The organism is Belliella alkalica (assembly GCF_022549785.1).
Taxonomy (GTDB): domain Bacteria; phylum Bacteroidota; class Bacteroidia; order Cytophagales; family Cyclobacteriaceae; genus Belliella; species Belliella alkalica.
The window spans coordinates 72130-86555 of sequence record NZ_JAKZGO010000005.1 but is presented as its reverse complement, the minus strand read 5'-3'; the positions used below and the strand labels follow the sequence as shown (position 1 = coordinate 86555).

The window sequence follows — 14426 nt, the reverse complement described above, 5'->3', positions numbered from 1 at the left end:
GATCAAGTCATCAATACGGTTCTGAAATTGGAAATATTTTTCAAGGCGGTTCCAGTTCCTCTTACCACTGCTCTAAGTGGATCTTCTGCAATATGTATAGGTAATTTTGTTTTTTGATGCAACCTTTTGTCTAGACCTTTTAGCAATGCACCACCTCCCGTGAGATGAATGCCATTGTCATAAATATCCGCAGAAAGCTCAGGTGGGGCGATTTCCAATGCTTTCAAAACAGCTTCTTCGATTTTTGATACTGATTTGTCAAGTGCAAATGCAATCTCAGAATAAGAAACCTTGATTACTTTTGGGATACCTGTCATCAAGTCTCTACCTCTGATTTCATAATCTTCAGGCGCGTCATCCAATTCTGTCAATGCAGAACCAATAGCTATTTTTACTTTTTCAGCGGATCTTTCACCGATTAAGAGATTGTGTTGTCTTCTCATATAATCGAGAATATCCTTTGTGAAAGTATCACCAGCTACTCTGATAGATTGATCAGCTACGATACCTGACAAAGCTATCAAAGCGATCTCTGTAGTACCACCTCCGATATCCACAATCATCGATCCCATTGGTTTTTCTATATCTATGCCAATACCGATTGCCGCAGCGATAGGTTCATATATCATATAAACCTCCTTGGCCCCGGCGTGCTCGGCAGAATCGCGCACAGCTCTCTTTTCTACTTCAGTAATACCTGAAGGAATGCAGATTACCATTCTGTGAGATTGAGGAAACATTCCTTTTTTGTGACCAGGGATCATTTTGATCAAACCTCGGATCATTTGCTCGGCAGCATAGAAATCAGCAATCACACCATCTTTGAGGGGGCGGATAGTTTTTATGTTTTCATGCGTTTTTTCATGCATGTTCATTGCATCCTTTCCTACTGCCAAGACCCTATTGGTAGTCCTGTCAATAGCAATGATCGAAGGTTCGTCAACAACGATTTTGTCCTTATGTATGATCAGCGTGTTTGCAGTACCTAAATCTATAGCAATATCACTGGAGAAAAAATCGAATAATCCCATTATGTCTTTTTGGTTGAATTTTATATTTGAGAATATGTTAAAGTTAGCATTCTAGATGCATAACATGAAACGCAGGACGACAAAATTATTATCTTAATTGCAATTTCTTATCATAATATTCTTTTTTTTTAAAACATTGTTGCACTTTGACATAAACAGCCTTTTGTAATCAAGCTAAGAGGGTTTTTATTGATGCAAATTCAAGAGGTTTGCCTGCACTTAACAATTCACATACCAAAGGTTCATTTTTCAATAAAGTTTTTTTTTATCCCTTTACTTGAGACTTCTGAGGGCTTCGGTTTTGTCATGTCTAAAGACTATTTGTTGTAAAAGCCCGTTTGGAAGATTTGATCAGAAAGCTTCCCTTTATAATTTGAGTGGTAATGATTTCTCAAATCAAGAAATGAATTGTAAAAACTCAAGGACATTTTAAGGTTCGATTTATTGCTTTCAAATACTTTAAAATAAAGGATTTAATAACACTCTTTTTTTTATGGGAATTATTTTGTTAAATTTGTAGCGTATTAGCCGAATATATGGAGGGGACGACAGTCCCCTCTTTCATTATGGTAAATTGTAATATGAGTTTAAAACAGACTATTGAAGAAATTGTAGAAAAGCATTTGCCTGATGAAGAACATTTCATCGTGGACATTCAGCTTATCGAAAACAGCAGTAAACCTCAACTTAAAATCCTCATCGATGCTGACAAAGGTGTTAGTATTGATGCTTGTGCCTTTTTAAGTAGACAAGTTGGTGAGGAGATAGAGGCCAAAGAATTGCTCGCAGATGCATACGTGCTTGAAGTTTCTTCTCCAGGTGTGGATTATCCTCTCAATTCAAGACGGCAATATGTAAAAAATATTGGAAGAAAACTCAAAGTAACCTTGACTGATGGAAAGGAAACTGAGGGGGAACTTCTACAGGTGGATCCTTCAGAGATCAAACTGAAGGTGATCAAAAAAGAAAAAGGAAAAAAGGCTACTGAAGAAGAAGTTGTATATCCTTTGGAAGAAATAAAGAAATCAATTGTACTAGTCTCTTTTAAGTAAAAAAAATGGATGCTAAAGTTCTTATAGAATCATTTGCAGAATTTGCAAGATCAAAAAATGTGGATCGACCAACGATGATTCGCATTCTCGAAGATGTGTTTAGAGCGATGATTCGCAAGAAGTACGAGACCGACGAGAATTTTGATGTAACAATCAATGCAGATAAAGGTGATCTTGAAATATTAAGGATTAGAGAGATCGTAGATGACAACTCTGAAGATATTTGGGATTTTGACAAAATAAGCCTTACAGATGCACAAAAGATCGAGCCTGATTTTGAAGTTGGCGAAGAGGTGTACGAAAAAATTGAATTGGAAGATTTTGGTCGTAGGGCTGTCATGATGGCAAGACAGACTTTGATCCAAAAGATCAAGGATCTTGAAAAAGATTTGCTATTCAATCAATACGAAGAGTTGGTTGGAGAAATCATTTCTGCTGAAGTTTATCAGATTCTCGGAAGGGAAGTTTTGCTGATGGATGGAGAAGGAAATGAGCTTATCCTGCCTAAAGGCGAGCAGATTCCAAAAGATAGATTTAGAAAAGGAGACTCTGCAAGAGCTATTGTCCACAAGGTGGAGATGGTAAATGGTAATCCTAGAATCATTCTGTCTAGAACGTCTCCAATTTTCTTGGAAAGATTGTTTGAAAATGAAGTTCCAGAAGTTTTTGACGGATTGATTACAATCAAAAAGATCGTCAGAGAACCAGGAGAAAGAGCGAAAGTGGCTGTCGAATCTTATGACGACAGAATTGATCCAGTAGGAGCTTGTGTCGGAATGAAGGGGAGCAGAATCCATGCAGTAGTTAGAGAGTTGCAAAATGAGAATATCGATGTGATTAATTTCACCGATAATCTTGATTTATATGTGTCGCGAGCTTTGAGCCCGGCAAAAGTTTCTTCGATCCAGGCGGATCATGAGAAGAAAAGGATCTCAGTTTTTATGAAGCCAGATCAAGTATCCATGGCTATCGGTAAGGGTGGATTCAATATCCGTCTTGCAAGTAGATTGGTTGGATACGAGATTGATGTATTTAGAGAATTGAGTGAATATGAAGATGAAGAAGATGTGGTTCTTGACGAATTCGGTGATGAAATCGAAAGTTGGGTGATTGATGAGTTGAAAAAGACAGGTTTGGATACTGCCAAAAGTGTACTTTCCTTATCAAAAGAAGACCTCTTGAGACGTACCGAGCTTGAGGAAGAGACTATTGAAGATATCTTCAAAATATTAAAACAGGAATTTGAACAATAAATAAAGACCAATTTACCCAAATATAGGTCTTATATTTGCCAAAGAATTAGAAAGAGGTTTTTAGCGTATGTCAGAAGAAAAAATGATGAGACTTGGCCAAGTCGCCAGAAAACTCAACGTAGGAATAGCTACGATTGTGGAATCTATGGCTAAAAAGGGCGTTGAAGTCGAAAATAATCCAAATTCGAAGATCAGCATAGATCAATTTAGTGTGCTGGCCAAAGAATTTAAGTCCTCTGCCCAAGAGAAGGAAGAGGCATCACACCTATCAATAGGTAAACGTCATCATGAGACTTTTACTATAGAGGCGGAGTCAGAAGCTCGTGAAGAGTCTAAGCCTGAGCCAGTAAAAGAAGAGAAAAAAGTGGAAGCTGTGAAGCCAACTCCAACGCCAACCCCTGCACCTTCACCTGCGCCCGAAAAGCCTAAAGAAGAACAAAAGGAAGAGCCAAAAGTTGCTGCAGAAGCGCCAAAATTACCTGGGATAAAGGTATTGGGAAAAATTGATCTTTCTCCAAAGCCAGCACCAGCACCAACTCCTACACCAGCACCTACTCCAAAAGTAGAGGCGAAAGTGGAGCCTAAAGCTGAGGAAAAACCAAAGCAAGAAGTGAAGCCAGAACCTAAAAAGGAGGAAGCTCCGAAGGTTGAAGCTAAAGTAGAAAAACCAACTCAGGCTGTGAAGCCTCAGCAACAAGACAACGCTAAATCACAAAAACCTGTTTCTACGCATCAACAATCGCAAAAACCTTTTTCAAAAGATTCTTCTCCGAAAAAAGAAGAACCAAGAAAAGAAGCTCCAAAGCCAACACCTCCTACTGTAAAGGTTGAGGCAGAGCCACAGCAAGTGATTGCTGCTAAAGCAGATTCTTTGAAAGGTTTGACTGTATTGGGTAAAATAGAATTGCCTACAGATCGTCCAAAGAAAAAAGGGAAGCCTGTAGCCTCTTCTGATGAGAGGAATAAGGACAAGAAAAAAAGAGTTCGTAAGAGAATAGATAAAAATACTCCAGGTGGGGATGCTGCCAAACCAGGCGCAAACACTCCTGGTGCAAATAAACCAGCTGGACAACCACAAGGTGGGCACAGAGCTGGTGGTGGACCAAACCAAAGAGAGAGAAGAAGTCCTCAGGGAAGACCTGGGCAAGGTGGCAGACCGGGACAAGGTGGACACGCTGGAGGAAGAGTTCAAAAAGCTGAGCCTACTCAAAAAGAAATCCAAGATCAAATCAAACAAACTCTTGCTAGATTGCAAGGTGGTAAGTCTGGTGGAGGAAAAGGTAAAAACAGAAGAGACAAAAAAGCTGAGAGAAGTAGAGATACTGAGGAGGGCTTTGAAGAAAACAAAATCCTTAAAGTTACTGAGTTTATCTCTGCAAATGACCTAGCTTCATTGATGGATGTTTCGGTAAACCAAGTTATTTCGACTTGTATGTCTCTTGGTATGTTTGTGTCAATCAATCAAAGATTGGATGCTGAAGCAATTACAATCATCGCTGATGAATTTGACTTTGAAGTTGAATTTACCAAATCTGATGAAGAGGAAAATACAATAGTAGAAGTAGATAATCCAGAGGATCTAGTTACTAGAGCACCGATTGTGACGATAATGGGTCACGTCGATCATGGTAAGACTTCCCTTCTTGATTTTATTAGAAGGGCAAAGGTTACTGATGATGAAGCAGGTGGAATCACCCAGCATATCGGAGCTTATGACGTAATGACGAGTACTGGTGAAAAAATCGCTTTCCTTGATACACCAGGTCACGAAGCATTTACAGCGATGAGAGCTAGAGGTGCGAAAATCACTGATGTTGCGATTATCGTAGTGGCTGCGGATGATGATATCATGCCTCAGACCAAAGAAGCAATCAACCACGCGCAAGTAGCTGGTGTTCCAATGATTTTTGCTATCAACAAAATTGATAAACCAAATGCAAATCCTAACAAGATTAAGGAGCAATTGGCAAATATGAACCTATTAGTAGAAGAATGGGGTGGTAAATATCAGTCCCAAGATATCTCTGCAAAAGTAGGTACAGGTATAGACGAACTACTTGAAAAAGTATTGCTTGAAGCTGAAGTTCTTGAGCTGACAGCGAATCCTGACAAAAATGCGGTAGGTACTGTAGTAGAAGCATCCTTAGATAAGGGTAGAGGTTATGTGACCACAGTGATGGTTCAGGCTGGTACGCTTAAAGTAGGTGATGTGATGCTTGCAGGTCAGCATTATGGTAAGGTGAAGGCGATGTTTGACCATAAAGGTAAAAAACTGAAAGAAGCTGGACCTTCTACTCCTGTTCAGGTATTGGGACTTAGTGGAGCACCACAAGCTGGTGATACATTCAAAGTTTATGATACCGAGAGAGAGGCTAGAGAGATTGCCAACTCAAGGGAGCAGATCCAAAGAGAGCAAAGTATGCGTACCAAGAAACACATCACACTTGATGAAATTGGACGTAGATTGGCTATCGGTAGCTTTAAGGAACTCAATATCATTATCAAAGGTGATGTGGATGGTTCAGTAGAAGCACTTTCCGATTCCTTGTTGAAGCTATCGAAAGATGAAGTGTCTGTCAATATCATACACAAGGGTGTTGGTCAGATTTCTGAATCAGATGTATTGTTAGCTTCGGCTTCCGATGCGATCATCATCGGTTTCCAGGTAAGACCTTCTCCGAATGCGAAGAAAATCGCCGAACAGGAAGAAATCGAAATCAGACATTACTCTATCATCTACGATGCGATCAATCAAATCAAAGATGCTATCGAGGGAATGCTTGAGCCAGAATTTGAAGAAATCATCACTGGTAATATCCAAGTGAGAGAAATATTCAAAATCTCTAAAATTGGTACTGTCGCTGGTTCTTATGTTACTGATGGGTTCATTACTCGTAAGAATAAGATAAGAGTAATACGTGATGGTATTGTGGTTCATGATGGAGAAATCGATCAATTGAAGAGATTCAAGGACGATGTATCTGAAGTGAAAGCTGGCTACGAATGTGGTATTTCAATCAAGAAGTTTAATGACATCTTAGTAGATGACACCATCGAAGGTTACACTATGCAAGAGATCAAGCGTAAGAAATAGGATAACTATTAACCATATCAGAGGAACTTCCGCAAGGAGGTTCCTTTTTTTGTTTATGTTCTAGTTTTTCCCGAAGATCAAAGTAGGTTTAGGAGAAATAACAATTGGTTTAAAATCATATGAAATCAAGCATGACGAAGAACGTCACACACTGGGATGATTATCAACCATGCGAGATTCCATAGCCTGTCCCGACCAATCGGGATGACCTCTGAAAAACAAATTATAAACACATGAAAGATGCCATTCACCTTTTATTACAAATTCTAACTATAGGTAGTATCCTTTCCTTAATTCTTGGACTTTATAAGCCTGTTTTGGTACTTTGGTTTCTGGATAGGTTTAATAGGTTGAAAGTGTTGAAAGTGTATGGTCTGTCATTATTAATATTGGCCTTTTTGATGTTTGTAAATAAAATTATTTGAGTTTCTTTTGTTTCACTTAAATTTTGCTAATTTTAAAGACCCAAATAACTAATAAAGTTGAGAAAAATTTTAGCCATATTACTTTTAAGCGTTTTTGCTTTGTACCATTTCGGCTACTATGGTTTTTATTATACATTTTCGTTTCAACTTGAATCTCTGTGGACAGAGAAGATTTTCGATACAGATGAAATAGAGGAAGAGATCATGGAGATTCCTATTTCTGTTCCATACATGGCAGACCAAGACGAATTTCAGACTACCAACACTACATTTGAGAAAGATGGACAAAATTATCGGGCAGTCAAGCAAAGGTATGCCAATGATACTTTGCGGGTTATCTATGTTCCAGATACTGCCAAAAACAAGCTGGACTCGGTTGTGAAAAAATGGATAGCTTCATTGGTTTCGGATGAAATACCTTCTGAAAACGGCAATTCTTTACTGTCCAAAATTTTCATCAAGGATTACACAAAACCAAATCAAGAATTTGTTGTTCCATTGGTGCTGGAAGAAGAAAGAAAATACATAGGGTTTATTTTTTCGACTTATAATGATTTGTATCTGAGTAATCACACTCCTCCTCCAGAGCTTGTTTGATTTTTAAGCCATTCATTTTGGTTATTTCATTTAGTTATTCACAAAACAGTATTGCAGTATTAGTGTATCAAATCTATGTTTTTTCAAAGGGGTTTGTTGGACATGGATTGATAGCTGATGTAGTGCGTGTTTTGATTTTCTAAATGAAGTAAGACTTTCATTCTTAGGTTTTTTTTGATTGATTTTTCCGATTCGGTGGAAATATGAATCAAAGACTTAGGTATGATTTTAATCAATCTTGAAGGCTGTCCCATCAGTGATTCCATAAATTTTATTCCCAAGTAATGTTAGTTTCAGCTTAAAGCTCTTTGCTTTTCCGTGCCTTTGTGGCTTGATTATTCAAGATTTCCGCAAATACACGAGCAGGAGAGTTTAGTAAGTTGATTTCAATGCATCATTTGAGCTTAGGGAAATTGGTTTTGCTTTTTGGACAGCCTCCAAGATTCCAATTCTGACATGGTTTGATTTTATGATTATACGCTTCTTTGCCAGTAGCTTTAATTCCAAGGTTGATTGCTTGCTTATGTTCAATATCCATGAGTATCTAATATCAATTAATATCGGATCTAAGCTAAATCAGGCTTTTTTTTAGTTAGTGGCAAAGTTCCGTATATCCGTATTTGATTTTTCAGAATTCAAACATTTATAAAGCTTTATTAAAATATCAATATGAATAAATCACTACCAATAATCCTTGGATTGATTATGTCATTTTTTGTTCAATTCAAAAGCAATGCACAAACACCCTGGGATGAAGTAATGATGGGTAAAAATGAGATTTGTATAGCCCTGATTTATGAACATTCCACTTGGGATAAATACTGGGAAGGAACCAGACTCAGAGAAAATGCAAACATTGGAACTTTGACAAGACAAATGGGCATGCCCATGATAGCATTGGGATTGACAAGCAAAGTTAATATTATAGCAAGCCTCCCTTATATCGCGACAAAAGCCTCAGGTGGAACTCAGGTTGGCCAATCTGGAATTCAGGATCTTAGTGTTTCTGCTAAAGTAGAGTGGCTTCAAAAAAGAATCACCGGTGGTAGATTACTCTTCCTTACTAATTTACATTATAGCCGTCCTGTCGGCAATTATCTTTCGGACTACATGCCTTTTAGTTTAGGTTTTGGAGCTCCTGAATTAGGTTTGCGGGCTATTGCTGGATATAAAATGGATAATGGACTGGTCTTTCGATCCTCTATTGCATATCTCAAAAGAGGACAAACTGAGATTGAACGGAATTACTATTACCAAAATGGAAGTGTTTACTCTCAATTTATGAACGTGCCTGATGCTTTTAATTTTCACGCAGCTATAGGTTACTGGTTTTTGGAAAATCAATTGAGGCTAGAGGCCACTTATCAATTGCTCAATTGCCTTTCCGGGGACGACATAAGGGCTTATAATGCACCCCAACCTACCAACAAGATGGAGGTCAGCCAAGTCGGTGCATGGGCTCAATATTACATCAAGGGCCGACAAGGACTAGGAGTACTCGCCTATTACAACTATGCAGTAGGAGGGAGAAATATGGGTCAATTCTCTTCTCTTGGATTGGGACTGACTTATCAATTGGAATTAACTAAAAAGTGAAATCATTATGAATAAATATATAACCTCTATAGCAATTTTGCTTACTGTGGGATTTTGCAATATTTCGTGCATCGAAGAGACCCCATCTTATTTTGAATTTGAAGATTATAGTTTTTCTGAACTGGATGAAAATGGTGGTCTTATGAATACATTTCTTTTGGGTGATATAGAGGAAATAGCACTAGAAGCTCCTCAAACTGGTAGGGCACAAGAGTTGGATGATATTAAGTTGCTCATGTCTTCGATGACCAAGGACGAAACCAAAGCAGTAGAATACTGGACGTCCAATCCGATTATCAGATGGAATGAAATTGCGCTTGAGTTGGCAGCGAAGTATAACCTAATTCCAGGGCCAAATGAAGACGGAACATACACATTGCCTAATCCAGCCAATCCACAAGGTCCTCCCGCTTTTCCTTTTGCACACCCTCCATATACCAGCAGAGCATTGGCATATTTGAGTGTTGCCCAGTTCGATGGCTTAGTTGCTGCTTGGCATTGCAAATATAAATTTAAGCTAAACTCACCATACCAAGAGGATTCGGGGATAATTCCGGCTTATTCCAAAAACAACCTACCTTCATTTCCCTCCGATGGGGCAGTGGTTGCCAAAGTTTCAAAAGATATCTTAAGTGCCATGTTTCCTTTGGAAAAAGATTTTTTGGAAGGCTTGTTTCAAGAGCATCTTAGGAGTATGCTTCAGGCTGGGATCAATTTCAAAAGTGACTTGGATGCAGGAGAATTGATTGGGTCTGAAATCTCCAAAATCGCGCTTCAGCGAGCTTCTACCGATGGAATGTCAAAGGCACAAACTCCAAAACCAGTGTCTGATTCTATCAAAAATGCTGCCTTTGAAAGGTTTGGTTGGGCCTGGGAAAATATGGAATCACCAAAAAGGCCTGTGGGACTAACCCCTTTGTTTGGGAAAGTCAAAATGTGGAATGTGTCAAATGTGGAAGAAGTACGTCCTGGCCCACCTCCAGCTCCTGGATCTGATCAATTCAACAAGGATGCAGAGGAACTAAAAAGGTTTGCGAATAATCTGACTGTGGAGCAAAGAAAAATCGCAAATTGGTGGCAAGATGGACTCGGTACCTATACACCTCCGGGACATTGGAATAAATTTGCAAAGGAAGCAATTGTCAAAAACAAGCTTAACCCTCTTCGCTCTGCAAAGGTTTTTGCTTATATGAATACGGCTATTGTAGATGCAGGAATCAGTTGTTGGGATGCAAAATACTACTATCATTATCCAAGACCTATTCAGACTATCCCTGGGTTCAAGACCATTTTGGGTACTCCCAATTTTCCAGCCTATACTTCTGGGCACAGTACTTTTTCGGCTGCGGGCGCTGTAGTCCTGTCCTATTTCTTTCCTGAAGATCAAAGTATGTTTAACAAATATGCCGAAGAAGCAGCGATGTCTCGGGTCTATGGTGGAATCCATTACCGATTTGATGCAGAAGTGGGAATAGAGCAGGGTAGAAACGTAGGGAGTTATGCTGTAGAAAAAGCCAAAAATGATAGGGTAAAGTAATTTGTAAATAGGACATGAAAAATATCTACAAAATTTATTTTATCAATGTGAATTTGGCTTGGAGGATTCCCAAGAAAGTGAAAGGAGTGTTTAATAGTATTGATTGATTTACAGTGTAAATCTACTTCTACATCAGAGTTATGGTGTATTATAATTGATACCGCAATAAATATCAATACAAATTGAATTTATCCAGAGAAATAATTTAAATTTGTATCCAATTAGATACAATCGTTATGTTTTTTATTGAGAAAACGACTGAATTTGACAAATGGTTAAGAAAGGTAAGAGACCTCAAAGCAAAATCGAAGATTTTGTTTAGAATTCAGAAATTAGAGAATGATGAGCATTTTGGTGATTGTGAACCAGTTGGAGATGGGATTCGAGAGTTGAAAGTGAATTTCGCAAAAGGTTATCGTGTATATTTTAAAGAAAAAAATGGAAAGATAATCATTCTCTTATTAGGTGGAGATAAATCTACTCAGCAAAATGACATTAAAAAAGCAAAAGCGATTTGGGAAAAATTAAATAGTTAAAAATGGGAACTTCAAAATTTGAAATAGCGGATTATTTAGACAGTAAGGAAATGATTGCGGAATATCTTAACACAGTGTTAGAAGAGGGGGACAACGCTGATGTGATTAATGCAATTGGGCATATTGCAAAAGCAATCGGAATGACAAAAATTGCCGAAGAAACTGGAATGAGCAGACCGAGTTTATACAAAGCATTATCTGATGGAGCAAAACCGCAATTTGCTACGATAATGAAAGTTTTAAAAGCGATTGGTGGACAAATTCAAGTGAATCCGATATCAACGTAAAGTAACATAAACAGAATAAAATAGTATAAGTGATGGTTTGATTGATTTCGAATTACATGAAAATTCATGCTACGATTGTTTTATAAATATATGACAGCTTTTTTTAAAAATATTTGGAGCTTTCTCTTGTCTTTGTTTTTGATCTTTTCATGTTCAGAAGACAAGGGAATACTTGAAGAATCACTTGCACAAAATATAGCTTTGGAAATAAATAATTCTTTGGACTCTGTAATGAGTAGAGAAGATAGCTTGTTGGTTAATAGTATTGAAAATTATTTAACTCAATTTGATGATAATAATTATGATCACAGGGATTCTTGGTTCTATTCAGATTCTATGAGCGTTTACCCATATTTCGAGCTATATAAGAATGTTTTAGAATCAAATAGAATTCAGGTTTTGGCACTGATTGAGCAAGGAGGGTATAAAGTTGTTAAATTAGGTTTTTTTAACGGAACTAATATTGAAAGTATACTTAATATTCCAGCAATACCGTCCAAACAAATGGGCTTTATTTTCCTCAATTATTACGATACTTATATAAGAGTCAATCCTGAGAGGTATGGTAACATTCGGTATTTTAATCACTCCACATATCAATTGAATCAAGAAGATATAAACGAGATGATTAGATTCAGCAAGAAGCTTTCGGCATTTTTTGATATTCCTGAACTTGAATTTGATTGTTATGTATTCAATAATTCTAAAGAACTTTTTGCATCATTAGGCTATGATTATGGCTCTAATATGTATGATGCATATCAAGAGAATTCATTTTGTAGGCCAGCGGATTGGTCTTTGTTTTTAGGAACTAGTACAGCTTATCATCCCCATGAATTAGCTCATTTGTATGTACATTCGTTTGTTGGTAATGGAAACCCAAACGTCGCAAACCCAAATAAGTATTTGGATGAAGGTTTTGCAACCTATTTCGGTGGTGCACAAGGGGGCTTCTCTCTAGAATCATCTACCCAAATGGCATTGGATGATTTTGAAACACGCGAAATATGCTTTGAAAACAAAGATCAGTTGGGTTTCTTAATTGAGGAAATTGTTAATTTCAAGAATGTTTTTTATGGAAATTTCATTAAGTATCTTATTGATTTTCACGGCCCAGAGTATGCACTTCACGCTCTCAAAACATACAAGACAGATGATGAGCTGGACTTATTGATTGATTCGCATAGACTTCCAGATGAGACATTTAATGATTTTGTGTTTCGAATAATTATGTCAAATAATTTCGATAATGAATGATTAGTTTTTCAGGTTCATCTCTTTCCTTATACTTTTCACTGCCAGATAAATAAGCGCAAAAGAAAGTAGAAATAGCACAATAGCAATTCCAGCTAGTACATAGACCTGATCTTGATAATTTTTCCAAGCAAACAATGCCAAGGAAGTCAATGTCACAGTGAACATAAAGAACATTGGGATCAGGACAAATGTGGCATTGGTTTTTTGCTTCATTAACCAAACTGAAATAGTCAATAATGCCAGTGCTGCTAGCAATTGGTTTGCAGAACCAAAAATTGGCCAAAGAATGCTAAATCCTCCTGAACCCAAAAGCAAAACTGCTAAAACGACAACGATCGAAGTGGACAGATATCTATTTTGAGCGACTTTTGCAACCTTAGGGCTTTTGATGTCCTCAAAATACTCCTGAAGTGTGAATCTTGCCAGTCTCGTACAGGTATCCAAAGTCGTCAAGGCAAATGCAGATACCGTGAGTGCTACAAAACCAATAGCAAAGTCTTCTGAGATCCCCAAACTTGAAATAATATTGCCCAAACCATTGGCAAATAGCGGAACAGGCCCAAGTGTTTCTATTTTTTCTAAATACTCTGACCTAGTCAATACAATAACTGCTGCTACTGCAATGATCGCTAAAAACGATTCAATTAGCATACCTCCAAAACCTACTAATTTCGCATCACTCTCCTTATCAAGCTGCTTGGAGGTAGTGCCGGAAGCAACCAGTGAATGAAAACCACTGATTGCTCCACAGGCGATCGTGACGAATAATACTGGAAAGATATAGCCAAGATTGTCTGAGCTGATGTGTACCTCGTTGTCCATGACGATCGTAGGGTTAGCAATAAATACTCCGATCACAGCTGCGAGAATAAGTCCATATAGCAAAAAGCTATTTAAGTAATCTCTAGGTTGCAAAAGCATGGAGACAGGTGCGACCGAAGCGATAAACGCATAGATCAAAAGTATGTAAATCCATATTTGATAATCCAAAGCTATCGGGATCTGCATGCCCAAATAGACGAAATAGTACATCAATACAATTCCGATCACTGAAATCACTATAAATGCTATTTTCTTATCCCCAATGATTTTATTGATAGTACCAAAAACGATAGCTAAAATGATAAAAAAGAGTGAAGCAGATGCTACTCCAGGGTTGCTGACAAAGGTTTTGGCAATGATATCTGCAAATACACCAATAATCAGGATCAAGGTTGAGAAGCTAAAGAGAATAAAAAGCTGCTTCCCTTTATAGCCAATAGTGTTTTGAATAATCACACCAATAGATTTTCCTTGGTTTCTAAGCGACGCAGCCATGCTTCCCAAATCATGGACAGCTCCAAAAAAGATCCCACCAATCAAAATCCAGATTACTGCCGGAATCCAACCAAAGGTCAAAGCGATAATCGGTCCTACGATAGGGCCTGCGCCTGCAATAGAAGCAAAATGATGCCCTAATACCACAATAGGTTTGCTTGGGATATAATCTACGCCATCAGAAAATTCATGTGATGGAGCTGTTCTTTTGTCGTTGAGCTTGAATTTATTATAAACATATTTGCCATATACAAAATAAGCCGCAATCAAGATGACAGCTGATATGCTCAACAAAGAGATTAAATTCATGTTTTGGGTTTTTCAATGGTTTAGACTTTGAATATCTCTCTTAATAAACAATTTACAAACAGTTTACTTAATCAATGAAGATTTTTGTCTGCTTTTTTAGAGATATCCAATAAGTTTATGGTCTTGAGAAGTTTA

Annotated in this window: 12 protein-coding genes; 9 read left to right on the top strand and 3 right to left on the bottom strand. The window is 37.7% G+C overall.

The annotated features are described in order from the left end of the window. Positions 1 to 2: 2 nt before the first annotated feature. Positions 3 to 1031, bottom strand: coding sequence for a rod shape-determining protein (locus MM213_RS07625; protein WP_076501372.1), 1029 nt, complete (start codon positions 1029 to 1031; stop codon positions 3 to 5). A gap of 581 nt (positions 1032 to 1612) precedes the next feature. Between MM213_RS07625 and rimP the strand changes: the two genes are divergently transcribed. The 4 genes from rimP to MM213_RS07605 all read left to right on the top strand — a co-directional run bounded on the left by rimP (position 1613) and on the right by MM213_RS07605 (position 7452). Then, entirely contained in the window at positions 1613 to 2083 is a 471-nt protein-coding gene (gene rimP / locus MM213_RS07620) for a ribosome maturation factor RimP (protein WP_241274016.1), read from the top strand. Between the two features lie 5 nt (positions 2084 to 2088). Beyond that, positions 2089 to 3336, top strand: coding sequence for a transcription termination factor NusA (gene nusA, locus MM213_RS07615; RefSeq protein ID WP_241411018.1), 1248 nt, complete (start codon positions 2089 to 2091; stop codon positions 3334 to 3336). A 67-nt stretch (positions 3337 to 3403) separates the two neighbouring features. After that, entirely contained in the window at positions 3404 to 6430 is a 3027-nt protein-coding gene (gene infB / locus MM213_RS07610) for a translation initiation factor IF-2 (RefSeq protein ID WP_241411016.1), read from the top strand. A gap of 482 nt (positions 6431 to 6912) precedes the next feature. After that, positions 6913 to 7452, top strand: a complete 540-nt coding sequence (locus MM213_RS07605; RefSeq protein ID WP_241411014.1) for a hypothetical protein — start codon at positions 6913 to 6915, stop codon at positions 7450 to 7452. A 394-nt stretch (positions 7453 to 7846) separates the two neighbouring features. Here MM213_RS07605 and MM213_RS07600 read toward each other — a convergent pair whose 3' ends face one another. Next, the gene (locus tag MM213_RS07600; RefSeq protein ID WP_241411012.1) at positions 7847 to 7990 is read right to left on the bottom strand and encodes a hypothetical protein; all 144 of its coding nucleotides are present in this window, start codon (positions 7988 to 7990) and stop codon (positions 7847 to 7849) included. A gap of 131 nt (positions 7991 to 8121) precedes the next feature. On the opposite strand from MM213_RS07600, the gene MM213_RS07595 reads away from it, so the two are divergent. The 5 genes from MM213_RS07595 (at position 8122) to MM213_RS07575 (ending at position 12665) form a co-directional block, all read left to right on the top strand. After that, a complete protein-coding gene (locus MM213_RS07595; RefSeq protein WP_241411010.1) occupies positions 8122 to 9048 on the top strand; it encodes a transporter in 927 nt (308 codons plus the stop codon). A gap of 7 nt (positions 9049 to 9055) precedes the next feature. After that, positions 9056 to 10585 carry a vanadium-dependent haloperoxidase gene (locus MM213_RS07590; RefSeq protein WP_241411008.1) on the top strand — a complete coding sequence of 510 codons (1530 nt, stop codon included), beginning with the start codon at positions 9056 to 9058 and terminating at the stop codon, positions 10583 to 10585. 236 nt (positions 10586 to 10821) lie between these two features. Continuing rightward, positions 10822 to 11121: a type II toxin-antitoxin system RelE/ParE family toxin gene (locus MM213_RS07585; protein WP_241411006.1), complete on the top strand. Its 300-nt coding sequence runs from the start codon at positions 10822 to 10824 to the stop codon at positions 11119 to 11121. 2 nt (positions 11122 to 11123) lie between these two features. Beyond that, positions 11124 to 11408, top strand: coding sequence for an addiction module antidote protein (locus MM213_RS07580; protein WP_241411004.1), 285 nt, complete (start codon positions 11124 to 11126; stop codon positions 11406 to 11408). A 90-nt stretch (positions 11409 to 11498) separates the two neighbouring features. Continuing rightward, positions 11499 to 12665, top strand: a complete 1167-nt coding sequence (locus MM213_RS07575) for a hypothetical protein (RefSeq protein ID WP_241411002.1) — start codon at positions 11499 to 11501, stop codon at positions 12663 to 12665. Here MM213_RS07575 and MM213_RS07570 read toward each other — a convergent pair whose 3' ends face one another. After that, the gene (locus MM213_RS07570; RefSeq protein ID WP_241411000.1) at positions 12666 to 14291 is read right to left on the bottom strand and encodes a carbon starvation CstA family protein; all 1626 of its coding nucleotides are present in this window, start codon (positions 14289 to 14291) and stop codon (positions 12666 to 12668) included. Between the last annotated feature and the right edge of the window lie 135 nt (positions 14292 to 14426).